Annotated in this window: 19 protein-coding genes; 9 read left to right on the top strand and 10 right to left on the bottom strand. The window is 52.6% G+C overall.

Features of this window, described 5'->3' with window-relative positions:
• Positions 1 to 34 precede the first annotated feature (34 nt).
• The 3 genes from ldtD to CKO_RS09070 all read left to right on the top strand — a co-directional run bounded on the left by ldtD (position 35) and on the right by CKO_RS09070 (position 3,302).
• Positions 35 to 1,897: a L,D-transpeptidase gene (gene ldtD, locus CKO_RS09080; protein ID WP_012132999.1), complete on the top strand. Its 1,863-nt coding sequence runs from the start codon at positions 35 to 37 to the stop codon at positions 1,895 to 1,897.
• 180 nt (positions 1,898 to 2,077) lie between these two features.
• Complete coding sequence (gene mepK / locus CKO_RS09075) at positions 2,078 to 2,626, top strand: peptidoglycan L,D-endopeptidase MepK (protein ID WP_012132998.1); 549 nt, start codon at positions 2,078 to 2,080, stop codon at positions 2,624 to 2,626.
• A gap of 28 nt (positions 2,627 to 2,654) precedes the next feature.
• On the top strand, positions 2,655 to 3,302 hold the full coding sequence (locus tag CKO_RS09070) for an MBL fold metallo-hydrolase (protein WP_012132997.1): 648 nt from the start codon (positions 2,655 to 2,657) through the stop codon (positions 3,300 to 3,302).
• A 73-nt stretch (positions 3,303 to 3,375) separates the two neighbouring features.
• Here CKO_RS09070 and aspC read toward each other — a convergent pair whose 3' ends face one another.
• The 4 genes from aspC to pncB all read right to left on the bottom strand — a co-directional run bounded on the left by aspC (position 3,376) and on the right by pncB (position 9,252).
• A complete protein-coding gene (aspC, locus tag CKO_RS09065) occupies positions 3,376 to 4,566 on the bottom strand; it encodes an aspartate transaminase (RefSeq protein ID WP_012132996.1) in 1,191 nt (396 codons plus the stop codon).
• Between the two features lie 184 nt (positions 4,567 to 4,750).
• A complete protein-coding gene (gene ompF / locus CKO_RS09060; RefSeq protein ID WP_012132994.1) occupies positions 4,751 to 5,839 on the bottom strand; it encodes a porin OmpF in 1,089 nt (362 codons plus the stop codon).
• 594 nt (positions 5,840 to 6,433) lie between these two features.
• Entirely contained in the window at positions 6,434 to 7,834 is a 1,401-nt protein-coding gene (asnS, locus tag CKO_RS09050; RefSeq protein ID WP_024130475.1) for an asparagine--tRNA ligase, read from the bottom strand.
• Positions 7,835 to 8,049: 215 nt separating this feature from the next.
• Entirely contained in the window at positions 8,050 to 9,252 is a 1,203-nt protein-coding gene (pncB, locus tag CKO_RS09045; protein ID WP_012132990.1) for a nicotinate phosphoribosyltransferase, read from the bottom strand.
• Positions 9,253 to 9,937: 685 nt separating this feature from the next.
• Here pncB and CKO_RS09040 point away from each other — a divergent pair.
• On the top strand, positions 9,938 to 10,945 hold the full coding sequence (locus tag CKO_RS09040; RefSeq protein ID WP_012132987.1) for a Stealth CR1 domain-containing protein: 1,008 nt from the start codon (positions 9,938 to 9,940) through the stop codon (positions 10,943 to 10,945).
• A gap of 214 nt (positions 10,946 to 11,159) precedes the next feature.
• Positions 11,160 to 13,772, top strand: coding sequence for an aminopeptidase N (gene pepN, locus CKO_RS09035; RefSeq protein WP_012132985.1), 2,613 nt, complete (start codon positions 11,160 to 11,162; stop codon positions 13,770 to 13,772).
• A 72-nt stretch (positions 13,773 to 13,844) separates the two neighbouring features.
• Here pepN and ssuB read toward each other — a convergent pair whose 3' ends face one another.
• From ssuB to ssuE, 5 genes are read right to left on the bottom strand one after another with little or no spacing between them, the layout of a single operon-like run.
• Entirely contained in the window at positions 13,845 to 14,612 is a 768-nt protein-coding gene (ssuB, locus tag CKO_RS09030) for an aliphatic sulfonates ABC transporter ATP-binding protein (protein ID WP_012132984.1), read from the bottom strand.
• A complete protein-coding gene (ssuC, locus tag CKO_RS09025; protein ID WP_012132983.1) occupies positions 14,609 to 15,400 on the bottom strand; it encodes an aliphatic sulfonate ABC transporter permease SsuC in 792 nt (263 codons plus the stop codon). Before ssuC ends, ssuB begins: the two co-directional genes overlap by 4 nt.
• 11 nt (positions 15,401 to 15,411) lie before the next feature.
• Positions 15,412 to 16,557 carry an FMNH2-dependent alkanesulfonate monooxygenase gene (gene ssuD, locus CKO_RS09020; RefSeq protein WP_012132982.1) on the bottom strand — a complete coding sequence of 382 codons (1,146 nt, stop codon included), beginning with the start codon at positions 16,555 to 16,557 and terminating at the stop codon, positions 15,412 to 15,414.
• Positions 16,554 to 17,528 (bottom strand): sulfonate ABC transporter substrate-binding protein, encoded by a 975-nt coding sequence (locus CKO_RS09015; RefSeq protein ID WP_012132981.1) that lies wholly within the window; start codon positions 17,526 to 17,528, stop codon positions 16,554 to 16,556. The genes ssuD and CKO_RS09015 overlap by 4 nt, the downstream gene beginning before the upstream one ends.
• Positions 17,521 to 18,096, bottom strand: coding sequence for an NADPH-dependent FMN reductase (gene ssuE / locus CKO_RS09010; RefSeq protein ID WP_012132980.1), 576 nt, complete (start codon positions 18,094 to 18,096; stop codon positions 17,521 to 17,523). Before ssuE ends, CKO_RS09015 begins: the two co-directional genes overlap by 8 nt.
• A 243-nt stretch (positions 18,097 to 18,339) precedes the next feature.
• On the opposite strand from ssuE, the gene pyrD reads away from it, so the two are divergent.
• Together pyrD and zapC are read left to right on the top strand one after the other, a co-directional pair.
• The gene (pyrD, locus tag CKO_RS09005; protein WP_012132979.1) at positions 18,340 to 19,350 is read left to right on the top strand and encodes a quinone-dependent dihydroorotate dehydrogenase; all 1,011 of its coding nucleotides are present in this window, start codon (positions 18,340 to 18,342) and stop codon (positions 19,348 to 19,350) included.
• A 170-nt stretch (positions 19,351 to 19,520) separates the two neighbouring features.
• Positions 19,521 to 20,063 carry a cell division protein ZapC gene (zapC, locus tag CKO_RS09000; RefSeq protein WP_024130474.1) on the top strand — a complete coding sequence of 181 codons (543 nt, stop codon included), beginning with the start codon at positions 19,521 to 19,523 and terminating at the stop codon, positions 20,061 to 20,063.
• Here the strand turns inward: zapC and CKO_RS08995 are convergent.
• The gene (locus tag CKO_RS08995; protein ID WP_024130473.1) at positions 20,060 to 21,169 is read right to left on the bottom strand and encodes a YcbX family protein; all 1,110 of its coding nucleotides are present in this window, start codon (positions 21,167 to 21,169) and stop codon (positions 20,060 to 20,062) included. The two genes, zapC and CKO_RS08995, sit on opposite strands and share 4 nt — an antisense overlap.
• Positions 21,170 to 21,322: 153 nt before the next feature.
• Here CKO_RS08995 and rlmKL point away from each other — a divergent pair, with 153 nt between their 5' ends.
• Both rlmKL and CKO_RS08985 read left to right on the top strand, forming a co-directional pair.
• Positions 21,323 to 23,431: a bifunctional 23S rRNA (guanine(2069)-N(7))-methyltransferase RlmK/23S rRNA (guanine(2445)-N(2))-methyltransferase RlmL gene (gene rlmKL, locus CKO_RS08990; protein WP_012132976.1), complete on the top strand. Its 2,109-nt coding sequence runs from the start codon at positions 21,323 to 21,325 to the stop codon at positions 23,429 to 23,431.
• A 12-nt stretch (positions 23,432 to 23,443) separates the two neighbouring features.
• A complete protein-coding gene (locus tag CKO_RS08985) occupies positions 23,444 to 25,351 on the top strand; it encodes an ABC transporter ATP-binding protein (RefSeq protein WP_024130472.1) in 1,908 nt (635 codons plus the stop codon).
• Positions 25,352 to 25,354: the final 3 nt, after the last annotated feature.

Raw genomic sequence — 25,354 nt, 5'->3', positions numbered from 1 at the left:
ATTCAAAGTATGATAAAGAAACAGGGGGCAAGGGATGTTGCTTAACAAAATTTGTAGTCGTCGGCTGTCGGCAATCAGTTTATGCCTGGCCGTAACATTTGCTCCACTGTTCAGTGTGCAGGCCGATGAGCCTGAAATGATTCCTGGCGACAGCTCTGCGACCGTCAGCGAACAGCCTACCGCGTTGTCACAGCCGCAAGCGCAATCGCCTGCGACAGCGGTAATGGCGGGGATTCAGCCGCTGCCGGAGGGGATCTCTGCGGAGAAAGCCCGGGCTGAATTACAATCGCAACTTCCTTCTGGTTATACGCCGGTTTATCTGAATCAACTGGAACTGCTGTATGCCGCCCGCGATATGCAACCAATGTGGGAAAATCGCGATGCGGTGAAAGCGTTTCAGCAGCAGCTGGCGGAAGTGGCCATCGCCGGGTTCCAGCCGCAATTCACCACCTGGGTCGCGCTGCTGACCGACCCGTCAGTCACCGGTCTGGCGCGAGATGCTGTTTTATCCGACGCCATGATGGGCTATCTCCATTTCATCGCCAATATTCCCGTAAAAGGGACGCGCTGGCTGTACAGCGACAAACCTTATGCGCTGGCAACACCGCCGCTTTCGGTGATCAACCAGTGGCAGATTGCGCTGGACAACGGTCAACTGACGACGTTTGTCGCCAGCCTTGCGCCACAGCATCCGCAATACGCCGCGCTGCATGATTCACTGAAAAAGCTGGTTAGCGACGCTCGCCCCTGGCCGCAGTTGACCAGTACCGCGACGTTGCGTCCTGGTCAGTGGAGCAATGATGTGCCTGCGCTGCGTGAGATTTTACAGCGCACCGGTATGCTGGAAGGCGGGCCTAAGATAGCGCTCCCGGGGGATGACGTGGCGGCCGATGTGGTTGTCAGCCCTTCCGCCGTCGCAGTGGAGCCTGCCGCCGTGAAACCTGTCGCCCGGCAATCCACTCAGCGCAGCCAACCCGCTCCGGCAGTCCGTGCGGCTTATGATCGTGAGCTTGTTGATGCGGTGAAACGTTTTCAGACCTGGCAAGGACTGGGAGCGGATGGCGCTGTCGGCCCGGCGACGCGCGAATGGCTGAATGTGACGCCTGCGCAACGTGCGGGGGTGCTGGCGCTGAATATTCAGCGTTTGCGTTTACTGCCAGGAGAATTATCAACGGGCATTATGGTCAATATTCCGGCCTATTCGCTGGTTTATTACCAGAACGGCAACCAGGTGTTGGCTTCCCGGGTGATTGTTGGCCGCCCCGATCGGAAAACGCCAATGATGAGCAGCGCGCTTAATAACGTGGTGGTTAATCCGCCCTGGAATGTGCCGCCAACGCTGGCCCGAAAAGATATTCTGCCCAAAGTCTGGAATGATCCGGGGTATCTGGAACGCCACGGTTATACCGTTATGCGCGGCTGGAACAGCAAAGAGACGATTAACCCGTGGCAGGTGGACTGGTCGACCATTACGCCATCGAACCTGCCGTTCCGCTTCCAGCAGGCGCCGGGCGCGCACAACTCGCTGGGGCGTTACAAATTTAATATGCCAAGTTCAGACGCGATTTATCTGCACGATACGCCGAATCACAATCTGTTCCAGAAAGATACGCGAGCGCTCAGCTCCGGCTGCGTGCGTGTGAATAAGGCCTCTGAGCTGGCAAATATGCTGCTTCAGGATGCTGGCTGGAACGATACGCGGATTTCGGATGCGCTGAAGCAAGGTGATACCCGGTACGTCAACATCCGTCAGAATATTCCGGTGAATCTGTATTACCTGACGGCGTTTGTGGGAGCAGACGGACGCACTCAGTATCGTACAGATATTTACAATTATGATCTGACTGCGCGATCCAGCGCACAAATTGTGTCAAAAGCAGAACAATTAATCAGGTAAATGAAGAAGTTCTGATAAATCTGTTGTCGTAATATTGGTCATCGGCAGGGCTGATTCGCTGCAAGCCCCGCCGTTGCTGGGGATGGGCCACCTTGACGTCGGCTTTTTTGCCAGTTAAGGTGCCCCTCGTGCGCCAGAAGTGCATATTAACGAAAACATTTACCTGTAGACCTGATTATCATGGACAAATTTGACGCTAATCGCCGCAAGTTGCTGGCGTTTGGTGGCGTTGCTCTCGGCGCTGCCATCTTGCCTACGCCAGCATTTGCCACACTCTCCACCCCACGTCCGCGTATTTTGACACTGAACAACCTCCATACCGGAGAGTCAATTAAAGCGGAGTTTTTCGACGGAAGAGCCTATATTCAGGATGAATTAGCAAAACTAAACCATTTTTTCCGTGATTTTCGCGCGAATAAAGTGAAAGCCATCGACCCAGGATTGTTCGATCAGCTCTTCCGCCTGCAAGGCCTTTTAGGCACCCGTAAGCCCGTACAGCTCATCTCGGGTTACCGCTCACTGGATACCAATAACGAACTGCGTGCGCACAGTCGTGGAGTGGCGAAAAAAAGCTACCACACGAAAGGGCAGGCGATGGATTTCCATATTGAAGGCGTTTCGTTAAGTAATATTCGCAAAGCTGCGTTATCTATGCGCGCAGGTGGTGTAGGATACTACCCACGCAGTAACTTTGTGCATATTGACACCGGGCCGGCACGGCACTGGTGATCCGCAGACTTAACGAAACAGGAGCAGTATGAACTATCGTATTATTCCGGTCACCGCATTCTCCCAGAACTGTTCATTGATCTGGTGTGAGCAAACCCGTCTGGCCGCGCTGGTCGATCCCGGCGGCGACGCACAGACCATCAAACAGGAAGTGGACGCCAGCGGCGTGACGTTGATGCAGATCCTGCTTACGCACGGTCATCTCGATCATGTTGGCGCGGCGGCGGAACTGGCGAAGCATTATGGCGTGCCAGTGATCGGCCCGGAAAAAGAAGATGAGTTCTGGCTACAGGGTTTACCGGCGCAAAGTCGCATGTTTGGTCTGGAAGAGTGTCAGCCGCTGACGCCTGACCGTTGGCTGAATGAGGGAGATCGTATTAGCGTAGGGAATGTGACTTTACAGGTGTTGCATTGTCCTGGGCATACGCCGGGCCATATCGTCTTCTTTGATGAGTCTTCACGGCTACTGATTTCCGGTGACGTGATCTTCAAAGGCGGCGTTGGGCGCAGCGATTTCCCGCGTGGCGATCACGCTCAGCTGATTGATTCGATCAAGCGTAAATTATTGCCGTTGGGCGATGATGTGACGTTTATTTCGGGTCATGGGCCGATGTCGACGCTTGGTCATGAGCGACTGCATAACCCGTTCCTGCAAGATGAAATGCCGGTCTGGTAAATTCTTGTCCGGTCTGCAATGGGAAACCACTGTAGACCGGGTAAGCGCCAGGCACTACCTGGCGCTATGATACTTACAGTACGGCGACAATGGCTTCGCACAGCGGAGCCATGTTATCCGGCGTCATTCCAGCCACGTTGACGCGACCAGAAGCCACCGCATATACGCCAAACTCTTCACGCAGACGCAGTACCTGCTCTTTCGTCAGGCCGCTGAATGAGAACATGCCATTCTGTTTGGCGATAAAGCTGAAATCGCGATCTGCGCCTTTTTCCTGCAACGTATTGACGAACAACAGACGCATGCGCTGAATACGCTGGCGCATATCGGTCAGTTCCTGTTCCCAGATAGCACGCAGGGCATCGTTGCTCAGGATAGTCGCTACAACGGATGCGCCGTGTGCCGGAGGGTTAGAGTAGTTGGCGCGAATGGCGGATTTCATCTGGCTGAATGCGCGGTCAACGGTTTCCGCATCTGCGGCAACCAGCGTACAGGCACCGACACGCTCGTTATACAGGCCAAAGTTTTTAGAGTAGGAACTGGCGACGATCAGCTCTTTATGCAGTGCTGCGAACGCACGCAGACCTTCCGCGTCCTCTTCCAGACCGCGAGCAAAACCCTGATAGGCGAAGTCAAACAGCGGCAGCCAGCCTTTTTCGACAGAAAGCTGAGCCAGCGTTTGCCACTGTTCCAGCGTCGGATCGATACCGGTTGGGTTATGGCAGCAGCCATGGAACAGAACGACGTCACCAGCCTGCGCGTTATTGAGGCTTGCCAGCAAGGCATCGAAATCAAGCGCGTGGTTTTCTGCATCGTAATAAGCGTATTCGCACACTTCCAGACCGGCGGAATTAAACACGCCCTTATGGTTTGGCCAGCTTGGATTACTTACCCACACGCGTTTTACCGCCGTATTTTTTGCCAGAAAGTCCGCGGCAACACGGAGCGCGCCAGTACCGCCTGGCGTTTGCGCGGTGCGAGCGCGTTTGTCATTGATCAGCGCGCTACCTTTGCCAAACAGTAATTCCTGCGTGCAACGGCCGAATTCTGGAATACCATCAATACCGAGATAGTTTTTGGTGGTTTCATTTTCCAGTAAATACTGCTCGGCTTTTTTAACGCTGGTTAACACCGGCGTTTTGCCTGTCTCATCTTTATAAACGCCGATACCAAGGTTAATTTTTCCGGGACGGTCATCGACACGAAACAGATCGGCCAGGCCCAGAATAGGGTCGGCAGGGGCGGCGGTAATGTTCTCAAACATGACGAGGTTCCATTGTGGTTACAGAAGGGAAATCCGTAATCAGGTTAACGGCAGATTTACAAAATGCCAACTGTTAGTGACAAAAAGCCTGAGTGTTTTTTTAAGACGCCAGATTTTGCTGGCAGACATAAAAAAACAGGACCGAAGTCCTGTTTTTTAGGCATTTAACAAAGAGGTCTGCTGATTAGAACTGGTAAACGATACCTACAGCAACCGTGTCGTCAGAGCCTACGCCCAGTTTGTTGTCAGAATCAATCTGGTTGATGATGTAGTCAACATAGGTGGACATGTTTTTGTTGAAGTAGTAAGTCGCGCCAACTTCTACGTAGTTGACCAGATCTTCGCTACCCACGCCTTCAACGTTTTTGGCTTTGGACTTGGTGTAAGCGATGGACGGACGCAGACCGAAGTCGAACTGATACTGAGCAACTAACAGGATGTCCTGAGTTTTGTTGGCGAAGCCGCTATTGTTAGTAAGGCCGTTGGTGAAACGGGTAGCGTTACGGGTTTCGCCATAGTTTGCTGCCAGATAGATATTGTTGGCGTCATATTTCAGGCCAGTAGCCCACTGCTCAGCTTTTTCACCGTTGCCATAGAATGCAGCTTCCTGAGCGTTAGTACGGTCAGCGGCACCGTAAGCACCAACGATACCAAAGCCTTCGAATTCATAGCTCAGAGATGCACCCCAGCCGTCGCCGTTGGAGCGGTTGGCGCTGTCACGCTCGTTTTTGCCCAGGTACTGAACGCCGAAGTTCAGGCCGTCAACCAGACCGAAGAAGTTGGAGTTACGGTAGGTTGCCACACCGCCAACACGGCCAACGAAGAAGTTGTCGCTGTATGCGGTGTCACCACCAAACTCTGGCAGCATATCGGTGTAGCCCAGTGCATCGTAAACGATACCGTAGTTACGACCGTAGTCCAGAGAACCCGCATCGCCGAATTTCAGACCAGCAAATGCCAGACGGGTTTTGTTGCCAGACTGAGCGTCAGAGCCTTCAGAGTTGTTACCCTGGAACTGGTATTCCCACTGGCCATAACCGGTCAGTTGATCGTTGATCTGGGTTTCACCTTTAAAGCCCAGACGCGCATAGGTCTTGTCGCCATCACCTTCGTAGCTGTTTTTGCCGTTGTCTTTAGAGAAGTAGTGCAGCCCTACCGCTTTACCGTAGATGTCCAGCTTGTTGCTGTCTTTGTTGTACACTTCGGCTGCGTTTGCGGCGCCAGCTGCCAGCAGGGCAGGGATTACCACTGCCAGGATATTACGCTTCATCATTATTTATTACCCTCATTGGTTTTTATATGACACCTGCCACTGCCGCCAATAAATTCTGTCAATAAAAATTTACGGAACTATTGATGAGAGTTTGGTGTCTTTATGTGTCTGACAAGCATCTTTCCATTCAAACCACCGTTTCGCTACCGTGAAAGTGCTACAAAGATAAAGAATTAGTTTCAAAAAGAAAAAATGTGTAACTAAATGTTTTATTTTTGGCGCTTTGTGAACGACTTCAAATTTCAGGCCAATTTCAGCCACCATTTCCCATTTTTATTTCTATTTATATGATTTCCTTATGTTTAATTTTTCTAAACATAGCACTTACTGCAAATGTGATTGAACGAGGGTGTGATTGATAACTTTTTTCAGACGTCTGGAATGCCGTGCGATTGATTAAAAATTATGCTATCAGGTGAGGAAAAACTAATCCGCAATGATCGGAGGGATTATTTTTTGTACTGAGATGTTGCAATGAAATATCAGGTAACAGGAAGGGGGAGCTGAGGGGCTTGTTTTTAGATTTGTTTACTTCTTATCCATAAAACTTGACATTCTGAGAGAGAAAAGGCCAGCAAAGCTGGCCTTCTAAAATCAGAAACTGGCGTTACGTGGAGTACGCGGGAACGGAATCACATCACGAACGTTTTGCACGCCGGTGACATAAGCGATCAGACGTTCGAAGCCGAGACCGAAACCTGAATGCGGAACAGTACCGTAGCGGCGCAGATCGCGATACCACCAGTAATCTTCTTTATTCAGGCCCATTTCCGCCATACGGGCATCCAGCACGTCCAGACGCTCTTCACGCTGGGAACCCCCAATGATTTCACCAATGCCCGGCGCCAGAACATCCATTGCCGCCACGGTTTTACCGTCTTCGTTAAGGCGCATATAAAACGCTTTAATGTCTTTCGGGTAGTTTTTCACTACCACTGGCGCTTTAAAGTGCTCTTCTGCCAGATAGCGTTCGTGCTCAGAGGAGAGATCCACACCCCAGTAAACCGGGTTTTCGAATTTCCTACCGCAGTTTTCCAGAATTGTGACCGCATCGGTGTAATCAACCTGGGCGAAGTCTGCATCAATAAAACGTTCCAGACGAGAAATCGCATCTTTATCGACACGCTCGGCGAAGAATTTCATATCATCCGCGCGTTCATCCAGTACGGCTTTGAAGACGTATTTCAGCATCGCTTCGGCAAGGCCAGCTACGTCATTCAGGTTGGCAAAGGCGACTTCCGGCTCCAGCATCCAGAACTCAGCCAGGTGGCGGCTGGTGTTGGAGTTTTCTGCACGGAATGTAGGGCCAAAGGTATAGATTTTGGACAGGGCGCACGCATAGGTTTCGCCGTTCAACTGGCCGGATACGGTCAGGAAAGATTCTTTACCAAAGAAGTCTTTATCAAAATCGACTTTGCCCTGGTCGTTACGCGGCAGGTTTTCCAGATCCAATGTTGATACACGGAACATTTCACCCGCGCCTTCGGTATCGGAGGCGGTAATCAACGGCGTCGAAACCCAGAAGAAACCCTGCTCGTCAAAGAAACGGTGCAGCGCTTGCGCCAGCGTATGGCGCACGCGCGCGACTGCGCCAATCATATTGGTGCGCGGACGCAGGTGCGCGACTTCACGCAGATATTCGATACTGTGGCGTTTTGCCGCCATCGGATAGGTATCAGGATCTTCAACCCAACCGGTTACTTCAACCGTGGTGGCCTGAATTTCAAAACTTTGCCCTTGTCCTGGAGACGCAACGACTTTACCTGTGACGATAACCGAGCAGCCGGTTGTCAGGCGCAATACGTCTTCATTGTAATTGGGCAGAGAATTATTAATGACAGCCTGTACAGGATCAAAGCAGGAACCGTCATAAACGGCGAGGAAGGAGATGCCAGCTTTTGAATCTCGGCGGGTACGCACCCATCCGCGCACGGTGACTTCGCTGTCAACGGCTACGCGGCCCTGGAGTACGTCGGCTACAGGCACAACGCTCATAATATTCTCTCTGTTAATAGTCGGAAAAAATAAACACTTGTCCCCCCTGCTTGGGGGGATACCTATGTTACCTGGCATCTGCAATCAGACAAGCAGAATTCGCAGCTGGAACGAAAGATTTCGGAAATAAACATGAAAAGGGAAGCAAAGTCGCGATAAGACGCGCTTTCTGTCGACCGGATAGCGGCGCAAGCGCGTTATCCGGCCAACAATGATTAACTGGCTTTCTTTATATGAGGAAGGTCAAAAGCTTTACGTAATGCACGCACAAAAGCTTTGTCATGACAGATTGTTTTCCCCGGGCTGTCTGACAATTTGGCGACCGGTTTGCCGTTACATTCCACCAGTTTGATGACAATATTGAGCGGCTTCACCTGCGGGATATCGCAGGTCAGACGGGTGCCAATACCAAAGCTCAACTGCACGCGTGAAGAGAAGTGACGATAGAGATCGACCGCTTTCTTCAGATCGAGGTTATCTGAGAAGACCAGCGTCTTACTCAGCGGGTCAATGCCCAGCTTCTGGTAATGGGCGATGGCTTTTTCACCCCATTCAACCGGATCGCCAGAATCGTGGCGTAAGCCCTGATAACGCGTGGCAAATTCGGTGCCGAAGTCGCGTAAGAAAGCGTCCATCGTGATGCAGTCCGTCAGCGCGATACCGAGCTGGTTAGGGTATTCATTCAGCCAGGCGGCGAGAGCTGCGCGCTGGCTGGTCGCCAGATCCGGGCTGATTTGCTGATGCGCCTGGAACCATTCATGCGCCTGTGTGCCCATAGGCGTAAGCGACAGCCGACGGGCGAGATCGTAGTTACTGGTGCCGACAAACCACGGTTCCTGCTGAAGGCGTTTGACGATGGCCTGCTGCACTTCGCGAGAGAAACGGCGACGGGTGCCGAAATCCATCAGATGGAAGCGGGACATATTGAGATCGGCGGTTAATGCAGAGAAATCGACGAGTTTACTTTCCAGCGCATCAAGCGCCTGCGCCACACCCATTTCCGGCGAGCGGTAACGGTGCACCAGTTCGCTGATCACCGCCAATAGCGGGACTTCCCACATGATGACTTCGCGCCACGGACCGGTTAAGCGGATGTTTAGCTTCCCGTTATCGTTAGTCACGCAGACCTGTTCCGGGTTATAGCGGAAGTCACGTAACCAGTTGAGATAATCAGCTTTAAAGAAGGGCAGGCCGGAGAGCCACTGGAACTCGTCCTCCTGAAGTTGCAGGTGTTGCATTGCATTCACCTGCTCGCGAATAGCGTCGGCGTAAATACCGAGCAGGTCGTCACCACGGCAACGAAATTCAGCCGCTACATGCACATCATAGTAGTGGTGAAAAACGGCTTGCTGCATATGCAACTTATAAGCGTCTGTATCCAGCAACGAGTGCAGAACAGGAGAAGCGAATTGTGTCATAGGTGCGCAGTAGCATCCTCTCACGGGAGCGTTTAGTACAATAAACAACTAAGAAAACCGCTGGAGTATACCTTGTTTAGCGATTTATTGAACCCCGATCACAACATAAGCTGTCTTTGCGGTCGAGTGCATTTCGTGCCGCGTGTTATGAAAATGTAGAACGTATGCTATTAACTCTTTGAATTTAATCACTGTTAGCCCCCGATGCCGCGCCCCGAGGGGCTGGTGGAGACAATGTTCATCCCGCCCCCAATAATCAAATTGATCAGATCGTGAAATATCGACGTGTAAGAATCATCTTATCGTTTATTTTTTCTTCAAAAATCATTCTGCATTACCGGATAACAGGGCGATTCTATGACTTCTGTCCTTGATTTCATCTGAATCCGTCATGTATCATTTTCGCGATAAAGTATCGCAGAGCCTGTTCGAACCCAGGAAAACCCTCTATTACCTGGGCTTATCAATATTGAATCTTTATTCTCAAAGGCTTAAAGGGTATGAAAACGTGCCCGGCTGATGCTTTTATTACCTGATTATTTATGCGCGACTCACCGCTCCGGCGGGTTCATCGTCAGGCAATTTAACCGTGCTCATCTTGTTTGCCTTTGCCTTGATGGGGTTAAAAATAGCCTTTCGGACTTGTTATATTTTATGAGCGCAATGATTATTTGAGATAAAAACGATGAGTGATATTGATTTTGTTGTTTTATGGGTTGATTCAACCGATGTAGCCTGGCAAGAAAAGTTTACTGAGTTCAAAGGAAAAGGTAGCCACGGTGAGAGAGCCGTCCACCCTGCGCGGTTCAGGGATATGGGTATCTTTAAATATTGGTTCAGATGTGTCGAAAAATATGCGCCATGGGTAAGAAAAGTACATTTGGTTACCTGTGGACAAATTCCGTCATGGATCAATGTAGAACATGAAAAATTAAATATTGTCTTTCATGATGAGTTTATTCCGTCTGAATATTTACCAACGTTCAACTCTAATACGATAGAGCTAAATCTTCATCGGATAAAAGATCTCAGTAATAAATTTGTTTTATTTAATGACGATACGTTCATTACCTCTCCTTTGCGGGAAGATTTTTATTTTGATAATGGCTATCCTAATGACTTCCTCATCATAAAAAAACAATCACCTAAAAATAAAGACGAGATCATAATGAGGTCGTCAGAATTTCTTAATGTCAGTGTTTTAAATACGCATATTAATAAAAAGACAATAATCAAAGAAAACAGACGTAAATACTATAGCTTACGTTATAAAAAAGGTCTGTTGAAAAATTTTATGAACCGTCGTGCAAGTTATTTTGAAGGCTTCTACGGTAAGCATCTTCCGCAGCCATTCCTGAAAAGTACATTCACTGAGATATGGCAGGCCGAAGAGGAGTTGTTGAAAAAATCATCAAGTAAAAGGTTCAGAGAGCCATTATGTTTAACGCAGTATTTATTCAGGTACTGGCAACTGGCCCACGGTAACTTTAATCCTAAGAACCCGGAAGGGCGTGGAGTATATTTCAATTTGTCGTCCAGTAACATAAACGAGGCCATCAAGACGCTGTCAAATGGCACCGCACAGGCCTGTTTTAATGACACTGAAAAGTTACACGATTTTGAAAAGGTAACGACTACGCTAAGAAATGCCTTTGAAATGAGGCTTGGTCATAAATCAAGTTTTGAGATTTAAGCCTGTGGTTCTCATTGTACTGGCGATGTGACGTTTTCATTTGGCTGGCGGGCGCCTGAACGGCCTCCGTGATTTTAAACGTGACGCCTTTATGTTATAAAAATGTAGCAAAAAGAGTGTTTGTGTCTGAAAAGATGAACATTCTGCATAGCGCGATTTCGACAACAGGAATAGACTGGAGTCGGGACTCTACAAAAGATGCTAAAGGTTTTTTATGACACAACAGCCACAAGCCAAATACCGTCACGACTACCGTGCCCCGGATTACCAGATTACTGACATTGATTTGACCTTTGACCTGGATGCTGAGAAAACCGTCGTTACAGCACTGAGTCAGGCTGTCCGTCATGGCGCATCTGACGCGCCCCTTCGCCTGAGCGGTGAAGATCTGCGACTGGTATCCCTCCATGTAAACGATGCGCCGTGGACCGACTACAAAGAAGAAGAGGGCGAGCTGGTGATCGGCAGCCTGCCCGAGCGCTTTACTCTGCGCATTGTGAATGAGATCAGCCCGGCGGCGAACACGGCGCTGGAAGGCCTGTACCAGTCAGGCGACGCGCTGTGTACGCAGTGTGAAGCGGAAGGTTTCCGCCACATAACCTGGTATCTCGACCGCCCGGATGTGCTGGCGCGGTTTACCACCAAAATCATTGCCGATAAATCCAGATATCCGTTCCTGCTTTCCAACGGCAACCGTATTGCGCAGGGGGAACTGGATAATGGCCGTCACTGGGTGCAGTGGCAGGACCCGTTCCCGAAACCCTGCTACCTGTTTGCGCTGGTGGCGGGCGATTTCGATGTACTGCGCGATACCTTCATCACGCGTTCTGGCCGGGAGGTGGCGCTGGAACTGTATGTTGATCGCGGCAATCTGGACCGTGCGCCGTGGGCGATGACTTCGCTGAAAAATTCCATGAAATGGGATGAAGAGCGTTTCGGCCTGGAGTATGACCTCGACATATACATGATCGTGGCGGTGGACTTCTTCAATATGGGCGCGATGGAGAATAAAGGTTTGAACGTCTTTAACTCCAAATATGTGCTGGCCCGCACCGATACGGCGACCGACAAAGATTATCTCGACATTGAGCGCGTTATTGGTCACGAATATTTCCACAACTGGACGGGTAACCGCGTTACCTGTCGCGACTGGTTCCAGTTGAGTCTGAAAGAAGGCCTGACTGTTTTCCGCGACCAGGAATTCAGTTCCGATCTCGGCTCCCGCGCGGTGAACCGCATCAGCAACGTGCGCACCATGCGTGGTCTGCAATTTGCTGAGGACGCGAGCCCAATGGCGCATCCTATCCGCCCGGATAAGGTCATTGAGATGAACAACTTCTACACCCTGACCGTCTACGAGAAGGGCGCGGAAGTGATTCGCATGATCCACACGCTGCTGGGCGAAACGAATTTCCAGAAAGGGATGCAGCTTTATTTTGAGCGTCATGACGGCAGCGCCGCTACCTGTGATGACTTTGTGCAGGCAATGGAGGATGCGTCGAATGTCGATTTGTCTCACTTCCGCCGCTGGTACAGCCAGTCCGGCACGCCGGTTGTCAGCGTACGGGACGACTATAACCCGGAAACGGAACAGTACACGTTGACCATTAGTCAGCGTACGCCTGCGACGGCGGATCAGGCAGAAAAGCAAGCGCTGCATATTCCGTTCGCGATTGAGCTGTACGACAACGAAGGCAACGTTATTCCGTTGCAGAAGGGCGGTCATCCGGTCAATTCCGTGTTGAACGTGACCCAGGCGGATCAAACCTTTGTCTTTGACAATGTGTATTTCCAGCCGGTGCCAGCACTGCTGTGCGAATTCTCCGCGCCGGTGAAACTGGAGTACAAATGGAGCGATCAACAACTGACGTTCCTGATGCGTCATTCGCGCAATGACTTCTCACGTTGGGACGCGGCGCAAAGCCTGTTGGCGACGTATATTAAGCTGAACGTTGCGCGCCACCAGCAGGGGCAGCAGCTGTCGCTGCCGGTACATGTGGCGGATGCCTTCCGGGCGGTTCTGCTGGATGAGAAAATCGATCCGGCGCTGGCGGCGGAAATTCTGACGTTGCCTTCGGTGAATGAGATCGCGGAACTGTTCGAGATCATCGATCCGCTGGCAATTGCCGAAGTCCGCGAAGCGTTGACCCGCACGCTGGCGGCGGAACTGGCAGACGAGTTCCTGGCAATCTATAACGCGAATCATCTTGATGAGTACCGCGTTGAACACGCCGACATTGGCAAGCGTACGCTACGCAATGCCTGCCTGCGCTTCCTGGCCTTTGGTGAAACCCACCTGGCGGATACGCTGGTGAGCAAGCAGTACCATGAAGCCAATAATATGACCGATGCGCTGGCGGCGCTGTCGGCGGCGGTCGCGGCGCAATTGCCGTGCCGTGACGCGTTGATGCAGGAGTATGATGATAAGTGGCATCAGGACGGACTGGTCATGGATAAATGGTTTATCCTGCAATCCACCAGCCCGGCGGATAACGTGCTGGAAACGGTGCGTGACCTCCTGAAGCATCGTTCTTTCAGTATGAGCAACCCGAACCGTATTCGTTCGTTGATTGGCGCATTTGCCGGGAGCAATCCGGCGGCGTTTCATGCTGAAGACGGCAGCGGCTATCAGTTCCTGGTCGAAATGCTGACGGACCTCAACAGCCGTAACCCACAGGTGGCATCACGCCTGATTGAGCCGCTGATTCGTCTGAAACGTTACGATGCGAAGCGCCAGGAAAAAATGCGCGCCGCGCTGGAGCAACTGAAAAGGCTGGAAAACCTCTCTGGCGATCTGTTCGAGAAGATTACCAAAGCGTTAGCCTGATAATATTGCCGGATGCGTCCGGCCTACCATTTACGTGTAGGCCGGATAAGCAACTGCGCCATCCGGCATTTTTTAACCGTGCTTGCGTAGCGGAGCCTCATTTTCGCCACGTTGCATCACCCGGCCCAACACTTCCGCTTCCAGTTCCGCTAAACGTACCGTCCCCAGACGGCGCGGCCTCGCGATATCCACCGTCAAGTCCAGACCAATTTTCCCGTCCTCGATCAACAGAACCCGATCGGCCATCGCCACGGCCTCGCTGACGTCATGCGTGACCAGCAGCACTGTAAAACCGTGTTCTTGCCATAACGAGACGATCAAATCCTGCATTTCCAGCCGGGTCAGGGCATCCAGCGCGCCGAGAGGTTCATCCAGCAGCAATAATCCAGGCCGGTGGATCAGCGCGCGGGCCAGCGCGACACGCTGTTTCTGCCCGCCGGACAGCGCCGCAGGCCACTCCGTCGCCCGGTTTTCGAGACCGACCGCCGCCAGCGCCTGACGCGCCGCATCTCGCCAGCCGCCTTTCAGACCCAATCCAACATTATCGATCACCGACTTCCACGGCAGCAGACGCGCATCCTGGAACATCATACGCGTGTCGTCCTGGATCTCGGCCAGCGGCGTTGTTCCGGCAAGCAATTCGCCAGCTGTAGGGGATTCCAGACCGGCCAGCAGACGCAGCAGCGTACTTTTCCCGCCACCGCTGCGTCCAACCACCGCCACAAATTGCCCGGCGGGAATATGCAGATCCAACTGGTTCAGCACCGTGTTGTCAGCATATTGTTTGGTTACCGCGTTGAGCAGTAGCGGCGTTCCCTGATTAAGACGAGCGGTATTCATACGGTTGCCTCTTTCGTGTAATAAGCAGGATTCCAGCGCAGCCAGACGCGCTCTAACAGCTGCGCGCTGACGTCGGCGAGTTTACCGAGCAGGGCATACAAAATAATCGCGACCACGACGATGTCCGTTTGCAGGAATTCCCTGGCGTTCATCGCCAGATAGCCGATCCCGGCGTTCGCCGAAATGGTTTCCGCCACAATCAGCGTCAGCCACATCAACCCGAGCGCAAAACGGACGCCAACCATAATAGAGGGCAGGGCGCCGGGGAGGATCACATGCACAAACAGCGGGAAGCCGGATAAGCCATAGCTGCGAGCCATCTCCACCAGACCCCGATCGATATTACGAATCCCATGCCAGGTATTGATATAAATTGGAAACAGCGTTCCCAGCGCCACGAGAAAAATCTTCGCGCTTTCATCAATCCCGAACCATAAAATCACCAGCGGGATCAGCGCCAGGTGTGGCACGTTACGCAGCATTTGTACTGAAGTATCCAGCAGACGTTCTCCCCACCGCGACAAACCGCTGATCAGCCCCAGCGTCAGACCGATAGAACCGCCAATTGAAAAGCCGATGAAAGCGCGCCACGAACTAATGGCCAGATGCTGCCAGAGTTCGCCGCTGGCGGAGAGTGTCCAGAATGCCGCGATCACCCCTTCGGGAGAGGGGAGTATGCGGGTTGACAACCAGCCCATCGAAGAGGCTATTTGCCAGACCGCCACGATGCCCACCGGTAAAAACCAGGGGGCAACGCGCAATAACCATTTGTTTGTGGGCGTTGCCATTGGTGTACTCCTTAACTCTGCGCGGCTTTACGGGGGATAAATTCATTGGCAACCGCTTCGCCTTGCTGGTGCAGAGGCTGCGGCTGCGGAATTTCCGGGATGGCGACGTCCAGATGCGGGAACAGCAGTTCGCCCACGTTGTAGGCCTCTTCCAGATGCGGATAACCGGAGAGCACAAAACTGTCGATACCCAGCGCCGCGTACTCATTAATACGTGCGGCGACGGTCGGGCCATCACCCACCAGGGCGGTTCCCGCGCCGCCGCGCACCAGCCCGACGCCTGCCCACAAGTTAGGGCTGATCTCCAGTTGATCACGCTTACCGTTATGCAGCGCGGCCATCCGGTGCTGACCGACAGAATCCGTTCTGGCGAATGCGGCTTGCGCTTTGGCGATCGTATCGTCATCCAGGTGAGCAATCAGGCGATCGGCCGCACGCCAGGCCTCTTCATTGGTTTCACGCACAATAACGTGCAGGCGGATGCCGAAACGGATTTTACGCCCGCGAGCCGCTGCTTTGGCGCGTACCTGTTCAATTTTCTCTTTTACCTGCGCAGGCGGTTCGCCCCAGGTGAGATAGAGATCGACCTGCTCAGCGGCGAGATCCTGTGCGACATCCGATGAACCGCCAAAATAGAGCGGTGGATACGGTTGCTGAATGGCAGGGAAGAACAGTTTTGCGCCACGAACATGAATATGTTTACCGTTGAAGTCCACCGTCTCGCCTTGCAGCAGGCGTCGCCATACCTGCGTAAACTCGGATGAGGCTTCATAGCGTTCGGTGTGGTCAAGGAAGACGCCGTCACCGGCCAGTTCCTGCGGATCGCTACCGGTAACCAGATTAAACAGCGCGCGGCCATTGGAGAGTCTGTCCAGCGTTGCGGCCTGACGGGCGGCAACCGTTGGCGACGTGACGCTTGGGCGCAGGGCGACCAGGAATTTCAGTCGCTGTGTGACCGGAATCATTGAGGCGGCAACCAGCCAGGCGTCTTCGCAGGAACGCCCGGTTGGGATCAATACGCCCGTAAAGCCCAGGCGGTCCGCCGTTTGCGCGATTTGTTGCAGGTAACCGTGATCGACCGGGCGCGAGCCTGCTTCGGTTCCCAGATAATGCCCGTCACCGTGGGTAGGTAAAAACCAGAACATATTCAGGCTCATAATTTTGCTCCTTCTTGTTGAGTGGGCTGCCAGATACGCTGGCGAATATCAATTTTTTTCGGCACCAGACGGTTGTCGTAAAACAGATCGGCGGTTTGCTGCTGCAAGGTTGCGACAGAGGCGCTCACCGGCGTAATGGTGGTTGGCGGGCGATGATCCAGATAGGTGGCAATCACCGGTTCAGGCAATCCCATCGTTTTTGCCAGCAGGGTGATACTTTGTTCACGCTGGCTTATCGTTAACGCATCGGCCTGGCTGAAGGTGTCCAGAACGCCCTGAATGAAGCTGCCGTTCTTTTCGGCATAAGGGCGCGCCGCCAGATAGAACGAACCGGTTTGTTTCAGGTCGGTCCCGTCTTTCAGGACGCGAACGCCACCCTGCAACAGCGCAGCGGAATAGTAAGGGTCCCAGATTGCCCACGCATCGACATTCCCCTGCTGGAATGCGGCGCGGGCGTCTGCTGGCGTCAGGTATGTGGCCTGGATATCGGTAAATTTAAGTCCGGCCTGTTGCAGTGCGCGCAACAGCAGATTGTGCGAACTGGAACCTTTCTGGAAGGCGACTTTGTGTCCTTTCAGATCCGCGACGGTTTTAATCGGACTGTTTTCAGGGACGAGAATGACCTCGGCTTTTGGTTTGGGAGGCTCAACGCCAACATAAACCAGGTCCGCCCCGGCAGCCTGCGCAAAAATAGGGGGAATATCGCCGGTACTGCCGAGATCGATACTGCCGACATTCAATGCCTCCAGCATTTGCGGGCCCGCCGGGAACTCAACCCAGGAGATTTTGGTTTGCGGGTAACGCTTCTCCAGCAGTTGGTGGCTTTTCGCCAGCACCATACTGATGCTGCCTTTCTGATAGCCGATGCGCAGTGCGTCAGGCGCTGACTCTGCCGCGTGTGACCAGGCCGAAAGCGAGAGTAATCCGGCCAGCGCCAGCCATTGAGGACGATGTCTGAAAAATTTAAACATGGGCAACGCCTCGTGGTGAATGAATGACGGGAACCGGCACATCGCGGCGGTGCAACGCTTGCCAGAATGTTTCAAGCGCGCTGTCAAGGCGATGTTGTAAATTAGGGGTGAACTGCGGTTTATGCTGGTAATCAATCACCTGGGAATCGTCGGCAAATACGCCGTGCAGGATCTCTTGTGCTTTCAGCGCGCTCAGCACCGGCTTGAGCGCGTAGTCAACGGCCAGTAAATGGGCGACAGTACCGCCGGTTGCCAGCGGTAATACGGCTTTGCCTTCCAGCGCTCGTTCAGGAAGCAGGTCGAGCAACGTTTTTAACGCCCCGGAATAGGCGGCTTTATAAACCGGCGTTGCGACGATCAGCCCGTCTGCATCCTGTAATTGTTCTATAAATGTTTTTAACGCCGGGCTGTCGAAACGCGCATATAGCAAGTCTTCGGGGTCAAAGTTATGCAAATTCCAGTGGCTGACTTCGACGTCCAGACTGTTCAGTTTTTCCCGGGAATATTCCAGTAACGCACTGGAACGAGAGGGAAAGCGTGGGCTTCCCGCCAGAGTGATGACGCGCATAATCTCAATCTCCCCTTATAACTAATTATTCGATTTTCATTAACATTGATAACAATTTGTGCAGTCTGACAGAGAGATTTTGTTTACCGAAATGATTTATGCGGGATAGAAAAGTTGGAAATTGAATAAAAAGAGGACAACAAGGAAAACGATTGCTATTTATTGCCGCAAGTCAATTCCCTTTTCGCTGGATATCGCACATAATACGCCCCCGGTCTGCACACCGGGAATCCAGGAGAGTTCATGTACTACCCCTTCGTTCGTAAAGCCCTTTTTCAGCTCGATCCAGAGCGCGCTCATGAATTTACGTTTCAGCAATTACGCCGTGTAACAGGCACGCCGCTGGAAGCGCTTGTCCGACAGAAAGTCCCTGCGAAGCCAGTAAGCTGCATGGGGCTGACATTTAAGAACCCGCTCGGCCTTGCTGCGGGTCTGGATAAGGACGGAGAGTGCATCGACGCTCTGGGCGCAATGGGATTCGGATCGATTGAGATCGGAACCGTGACGCCGCGCCCTCAGCCTGGTAACGATAAGCCGCGCCTTTTCCGCCTGGTTGATGCCGAAGGGTTGATCAACCGGATGGGCTTTAATAATTTGGGCGTTGATAACCTGGTAGAGAATGTCAAAAAAGCGCATTTCGACGGTATCCTCGGAATTAATATCGGCAAAAATAAAGATACGCCGGTAGAGAATGGCAAAGATGACTATCTGATTTGTATGGAAAAAATCTATGCATATGCCGGTTATATCGCCATTAATATCTCTTCGCCAAATACCCCTGGGTTACGTACGCTACAATATGGAGAGGCGCTGGATGATTTGCTGACGGCAATTAAAAATAAGCAAAATGATCTCCAGACGATCCACCATAAATATGTTCCGATCGCGGTAAAGATCGCCCCGGATCTTTCTGAGGACGAATTGATCCAGGTGGCCGACAGTTTAGTTCGCCATAATATTGATGGTGTGATTGCGACAAATACGACGCTCGATCGTTCTCTGGTTCAGGGAATGAAAAATTGCGATGAAACGGGTGGTTTAAGCGGTCGACCATTACAGTTAAAAAGTACAGAAATTATTCGCCGACTGTCCCAGGAATTGAAAGAACAGTTACCGATTATTGGCGTCGGCGGGATAGATTCTGTCATCGCGGCGCGTGAGAAGATGGCTGCTGGCGCTACGCTGGTACAAATTTATTCCGGCTTTATTTTTAAAGGCCCGCAACTGATTAAAGAAATCGTTACCCATATTTGATTCTTTTCTCTCATTATCAGACAACCAGGGCTTTATTTCCGGCCCTGGTTGTTTTATATTCCTTCATTGTTGCTTATTTAAACATTTTAGGCTTTGCTTATTAAGGTAATAAACGAAGCGGTGAAAAAGGACATTTTTGCAACAGGGTGATGGAAACGGGAGAGAGTACAATGCGAATTAAACCTGACGATAACTGGCGCTGGTATTATGATGAAGAGCATGACCGTATGATGCTCGATTTAGCCAATGGCATGTTATTTCGCTCGCGCTTTGCTCGCAAAATGCTCACGCCGGATGCATTTTCGCCGTCTGGTTTTTGTGTCGATGATGCCGCGCTCTATTTCTCTTTTGAAGAAAAATGTCGCGATCTCGAATTATCGAAAGAACAAAAAGCGGAACTGGTGCTCAATGCGCTGGTGGCGATCCGTTATCTGAAACCACAGATGCCAAAAAGCTGGCATTTTGTCGCACACGGCGAGATCTGGACGCCAACGGTGGGTGATGCCGCCTGCGTGTGGCTTAGCGACACCGAAGAGCAGGTGAATTTACTGGTGGTTGAGCCGGGTGAAAACGCGGCGCTATGCCTGCTGGCCCAGCCCGGTGTCGTCGTGGCTGGACGCACTATGCAGCTCGGCGATGCGATTAAGATCATGAACGACAGACTGAAGCCGCAACAGCGACTCGCCAGCTTCAGCCTTGAACAAGCGGTTTAATTTCCCAGCCTGAGCGCGGTTTTTGGCACGCAGCTACAGCTAAGAATCGTTCCGTCATCGTTAATCGCTGATTTTTTCAGCGGACTCACTTCGCCTTCCAGCAGCGTTATCCGGCAACTGCCGCAGATCCCGGCCCGACATGAATAAGGGATGCGGATACCCTGATTCTCCAGTTGTTCAAGCAGCACCTGTTGGTTATTCCCACGAAAGGTTTGCCCCTGCCAGTCGATAGTGACTGTCGTATCAGGCTGTTTTTCCGGCGCCACCGCATCATCAGAATTTGCGGCGCCATAAGGTTTGGCGGGGGCGGTTGCGAGAATGTCAACCTCATCGCCTACGCGAATGACGCCACTGTTACGCGCAATCAGGTTCTGCCCGAAATCAACATCGCCGTTGTCCTGCGCCGTGCGAAAGGCTTGCAAGGTTGCCAGCGGCTCACCCGTTGGGTGTTTTTGCCCTTTCTCAGGGCTGACGGTGGTGAAAATACAACGGCTGCACGGTTTTGCGACATCAAAGACGACGTCGCCGATACGAATGACCTTCCAGGTGTCTTCTTCCCAGGGCGCCGCGCCGGAAACGACCAGATTGGGGCGAAACTGTTCTATTTTCACGCCAGCCGGGCAACGCTGCTGTAAGTCGCGCAGTGAGGCTTCGTTGGCCAGCAGAAAGGGATAACCATCGGCAAATGACAACGGCACGTCGTCGCGGCGTTTGACTCTACGCGTAAGTTGGGGGCCGACCCAGCGTAATTGCACGTCACGGGAAAAGAATCCGCTTAACCACTGATTTATCGCGTCCGGGGCGATACGGGCAGTAAAATGGTTTCCCCAGACTTCGGTTGGCGCATCCTGCGCGGCGAAATCAGCAAAGCGCACCACCACGCTGCTGCCATCCGGGGCGCTAAGATGTAATCCGTCGTGTAGCGGAGAAGGCGTAAAGCGCACCATTTGCGGAAACTGGCGGGCGGTAATAAAGGTGCCATCAGGTTCAGTAACCATAAAGATACGATCGAAAGCCAGGCCACTGATGTCTGCCAGCGCATGCGTCAGGCCGATGCCGCGCATCGATTTGACCGGATGAATAAAAAGCCGGGTTAACGTCACCACTGTACAGCCCTCGAACGAAAATAAGCTTTCAATCTTATGACATGAGCGCCAGATTAGCTATATAAGCCCCATCCTTCACGCTTGTCGCTGCGAGGCAACGCGAAAGATTTTGTGTATAATGCGCAGCAATTTTCTTAGAGTAAAAGTGACAATATGAATTCTCTGTTTGCCAGTACGGCCCGCGGGCTGGAAGAGCTGTTAAAAACTGAACTTGAAAACCTGGGCGCTGCGGATTGCCAGGTGGTTCAGGGTGGTGTCCATTTTCAGGGCGACACGCGGCTTGTGTACCAGAGTTTAATGTGGAGCCGCCTGGCCTCGCGCATTATGCTGCCGATGGGAGAGTGCAAGGTCTACAGCGATTTAGACCTGTACCTCGGCGTGCAGGCAATCAACTGGACAGAGATTTTTAATCCAGATGCCACCTTTGCCGTGCATTTTAGTGGGCTGAACGACACCATTCGCAACAGCCAGTATGGTGCGATGAAAGTAAAGGATGCGATTGTTGATGCGTTCACGCGTAAAAACCTGCCGCGTCCTAATGTCGATCGTGAATCTCCAGATATTCGCGTTAACGTCTGGCTGAACAAAGACACTGCCAGCATTGCCCTCGATCTGAGCGGCGATGGTCTGCACCTGCGCGGCTATCGCGATCGTACCGGTCTGGCGCCAATTAAAGAGACGCTGGCGGCGGCCATCGTGATGCGTTCCGGCTGGCAGCCGGGAACGCCGCTGCTCGACCCGATGTGTGGTTCCGGTACGCTGCTGATCGAGGCCGCAATGTGGGCGACCGATCGCGCGCCGGGTCTGCATCGTGGTCACTGGGGCTTTAGCGGCTGGGCGCAGCATGATGAGGCTATCTGGCAGGAAGTCAAAGCAGAAGCGCAAACCCGCGCCCGTAAAGGGCTTGCGGAATATAGCTCGCATTTTTATGGTTCTGACAGCGATGCCCGCGTGATTGAACGTGCGCGCAGCAACGCCCGTCGCGCAGGCATCGGTGAGTTGATTACCTTCGAGGTAAAAGATGTCGCCCAACTGAGCAACCCGCTGCCGAAAGGGCCGTACGGTACGGTAATCAGCAACCCGCCGTATGGTGAGCGTCTGGACAGCGAACCGGCGCTGATTGCGCTGCACAGCCTGCTGGGGCGCACCATGAAAAATCAGTTCGGCGGCTGGAGCCTGTCGCTGTTCAGCGCCTCGCCGGATCTGCTGAACTGCCTGCAACTGCGCGCGGATAAGCAATTCAAAGCCAAAAACGGCCCGCTGGACTGCGTGCAGAAAAACTATCATCTGGCGGAAAAAACGCCAGACAGCAAGCCTGCGACGGTGGCGGAAGATTACGCCAACCGCCTGCGCAAAAATATTAAGAAGCTGGAGAAATGGGCGCGCCAGGAAGGGATCGAATGCTATCGCCTGTATGATGCCGATCTGCCGGAATACAATGTGGCGGTCGATCGCTACGGCGAGTGGGTGGTGATTCAGGAATATGCGCCGCCGAAAACGGTTGATGCGCAGAAAGCGCGTCAGCGTCTGTTCGACATCATCGCCGCCACGCTGTTGGTACTGGAGATTGCGCCGAATAAACTGGTGTTAAAAACCCGTGAGCGGCAGAAAGGCAAAAGCCAGTATCAAAAGATGAACGAGAAGGGTGAGTTCATTGAAGTCAGCGAATATAACGCGCGTTTATGGGTTAACCTGACCGACTATCTTGATACCGGTCTGTTCCTCGATCACCGTATTGCGCGCCGGATGCTGGGTCAGATGAGCAAAGGTAAAGATTTCCTTAACCTGTTCTCCTATACCGGCAGCGCCAGCGTACATGCGGGGCTGGGCGGCGCACGCAGCACCACTACGGTGGACATGTCGCGTACCTATCTGGAGTGGGCTGAACGCAACCTGCGTCTGAACGGGCTGAGCGGCCGTGCGCACCGCCTGATTCAGGCCGACTGCCTGGGCTGGCTGCGTGAGGCGAATGAACAGTTCGATCTGATTTTTATCGATCCGCCGACGTTCTCCAACTCAAAACGGATGGACGAGTCGTTTGATGTGCAGCGCGATCACCTGGTGTTAATGAAAGATCTGAAACGTCTGCTGCGCAAAGGCGGCACGATCATGTTCTCCAACAACAAACGCGGATTCCGTATGGATCTGGATGGCCTGGCGGCGCTGGGACTGAAAGCACAAGAAATTACGCAAAAAACGCTTTCTCAGGACTTTGCCCGTAATCGTCAGATCCACAACTGCTGGCTGATTACCGCAGCCTGAAAGGAAAAGTAAATGTCATTAATCAGTATGCATGGCGCATGGCTGTCGTTTAGCGACGCGCCGCTTCTCGATAACGCAGAGCTGCATATCGAGGATAACGAACGCGTGTGCCTGGTGGGCCGTAATGGCGCCGGGAAGTCAACGCTGATGAAGATCCTCAACCGCGAACAGGGACTGGATGACGGACGCATCATTTACGAGCAGGATCTGATCGTCGCGCGTCTGCAACAGGATCCGCCGCGTAATGTCGAAGGCAGCGTTTATGATTTTGTTGCGGAAGGGATCGAGGAGCAGGCTGAATACCTGAAACGTTACCACGATATTTCCCGCCTGGTGATGACCGACCCCAGCGATAAAAATCTCAATGAGATGGCGCGGGTGCAGGAACAGCTCGACCACCACAACCTGTGGCAACTGGAAAACCGTATTAATGAAGTGCTGGCGCAGCTTGGGCTCGATCCTAACGCGGCGCTCTCTTCGCTTTCCGGCGGCTGGCTGCGTAAAGCGGCGCTGGGCAGGGCGTTGGTCAGCAACCCTCGCGTATTGTTGCTGGATGAGCCGACCAACCACCTGGATATTGAAACGATCGACTGGCTGGAAACGTTCCTGAAATCTTTCAACGGGACGATTATTTTCATTTCCCACGACCGTTCGTTTATCCGCAATATGGCTACCCGCATCGTCGATCTCGATCGCGGCAAACTGGTTTCTTATCCGGGAGATTACGATCAGTATCTGCTGGAGAAAGAAGAAGCCCTGCGCGTGGAAGAGTTACAGAATGCCGAGTTCGATCGCAAACTGGCGCAGGAAGAAGTCTGGATCCGCCAGGGTATTAAAGCGCGCCGTACCCGCAATGAAGGTCGCGTACGTGCCCTGAAAGCGATGCGCCGCGAGCGTAGCGAACGCCGTGAAGTGATGGGGACGGCGAAGATGCAGGTCGAAGAAGCGGCCCGCTCCGGCAAGATTGTTTTCGAGATGGAAAACGTCAGCTATCAGGTTGACGGCAAGCAGCTGGTAAACGATTTCTCCGCGCAGGTGCAGCGTGCCGACAAGATTGCTTTAATTGGCCCTAACGGCTGCGGGAAAACCACGTTGCTGAAACTGATGCTGGGCCAGCTTCAGGCAGACAGCGGACGTATTCATGTCGGCACGAAGCTGGAAGTGGCTTATTTCGATCAGCATCGCGCAGAACTGGATCCCGATAAAACCGTAATGGATAACCTTGCTGAAGGTAAGCAAGAGGTGCTGGTTAACGGTAAGCCGCGTCATGTGCTGGGCTATCTTCAGGACTTCCTGTTCCATCCTAAGCGCGCCATGACGCCGGTTCGCGCCCTGTCTGGCGGAGAACGTAACCGTCTCTTACTGGCTCGTTTGTTCCTGAAACCCAGCAATTTGCTGATTCTCGATGAACCGACTAACGATCTGGACGTTGAAACGCTGGAACTGCTGGAAGAGTTGATTGACGGCTATCAGGGAACTGTCCTGCTGGTGAGCCATGACCGTCAGTTTGTGGATAACACCGTGACCGAGTGCTGGATCTTCGAGGGCGGCGGTAAGATTGGTCGCTATGTCGGCGGATACCATGATGCGCGTGGTCAGCAGGAACAGCATCTGGCGTTTAAACAACCCGTCGTCAAGAAAACTGAGGAAGTGGTTGCCCCGAAAGCAGAAATTGTAAAGCGCGGCAGTAACAAACTAAGCTATAAACTGCAACGCGAACTGGAACAGCTCCCCCAGTTACTGGAAGAGCTGGAGGCCAAACTGGAAGCGTTGCAGGCGCAGGTGGCGGATGCCGCCTTTTTCAGCCAACCGCATGATCATACGCAAAAAGTTCTGGCCGATTTGAGTCACGCAGAGCAGGAACTTGAACAAGCCTTTGAGCGCTGGGAGTATCTTGAAGCCTTGAAGAATGGCGCATAATTA

This window comes from Citrobacter koseri ATCC BAA-895 (assembly GCF_000018045.1).
GTDB lineage: Bacteria > Pseudomonadota > Gammaproteobacteria > Enterobacterales > Enterobacteriaceae > Citrobacter_B > Citrobacter_B koseri.
The sequence above is the reverse complement of the archived record's forward strand: the minus strand, read 5'-3'. Positions and strand labels throughout refer to the sequence as shown.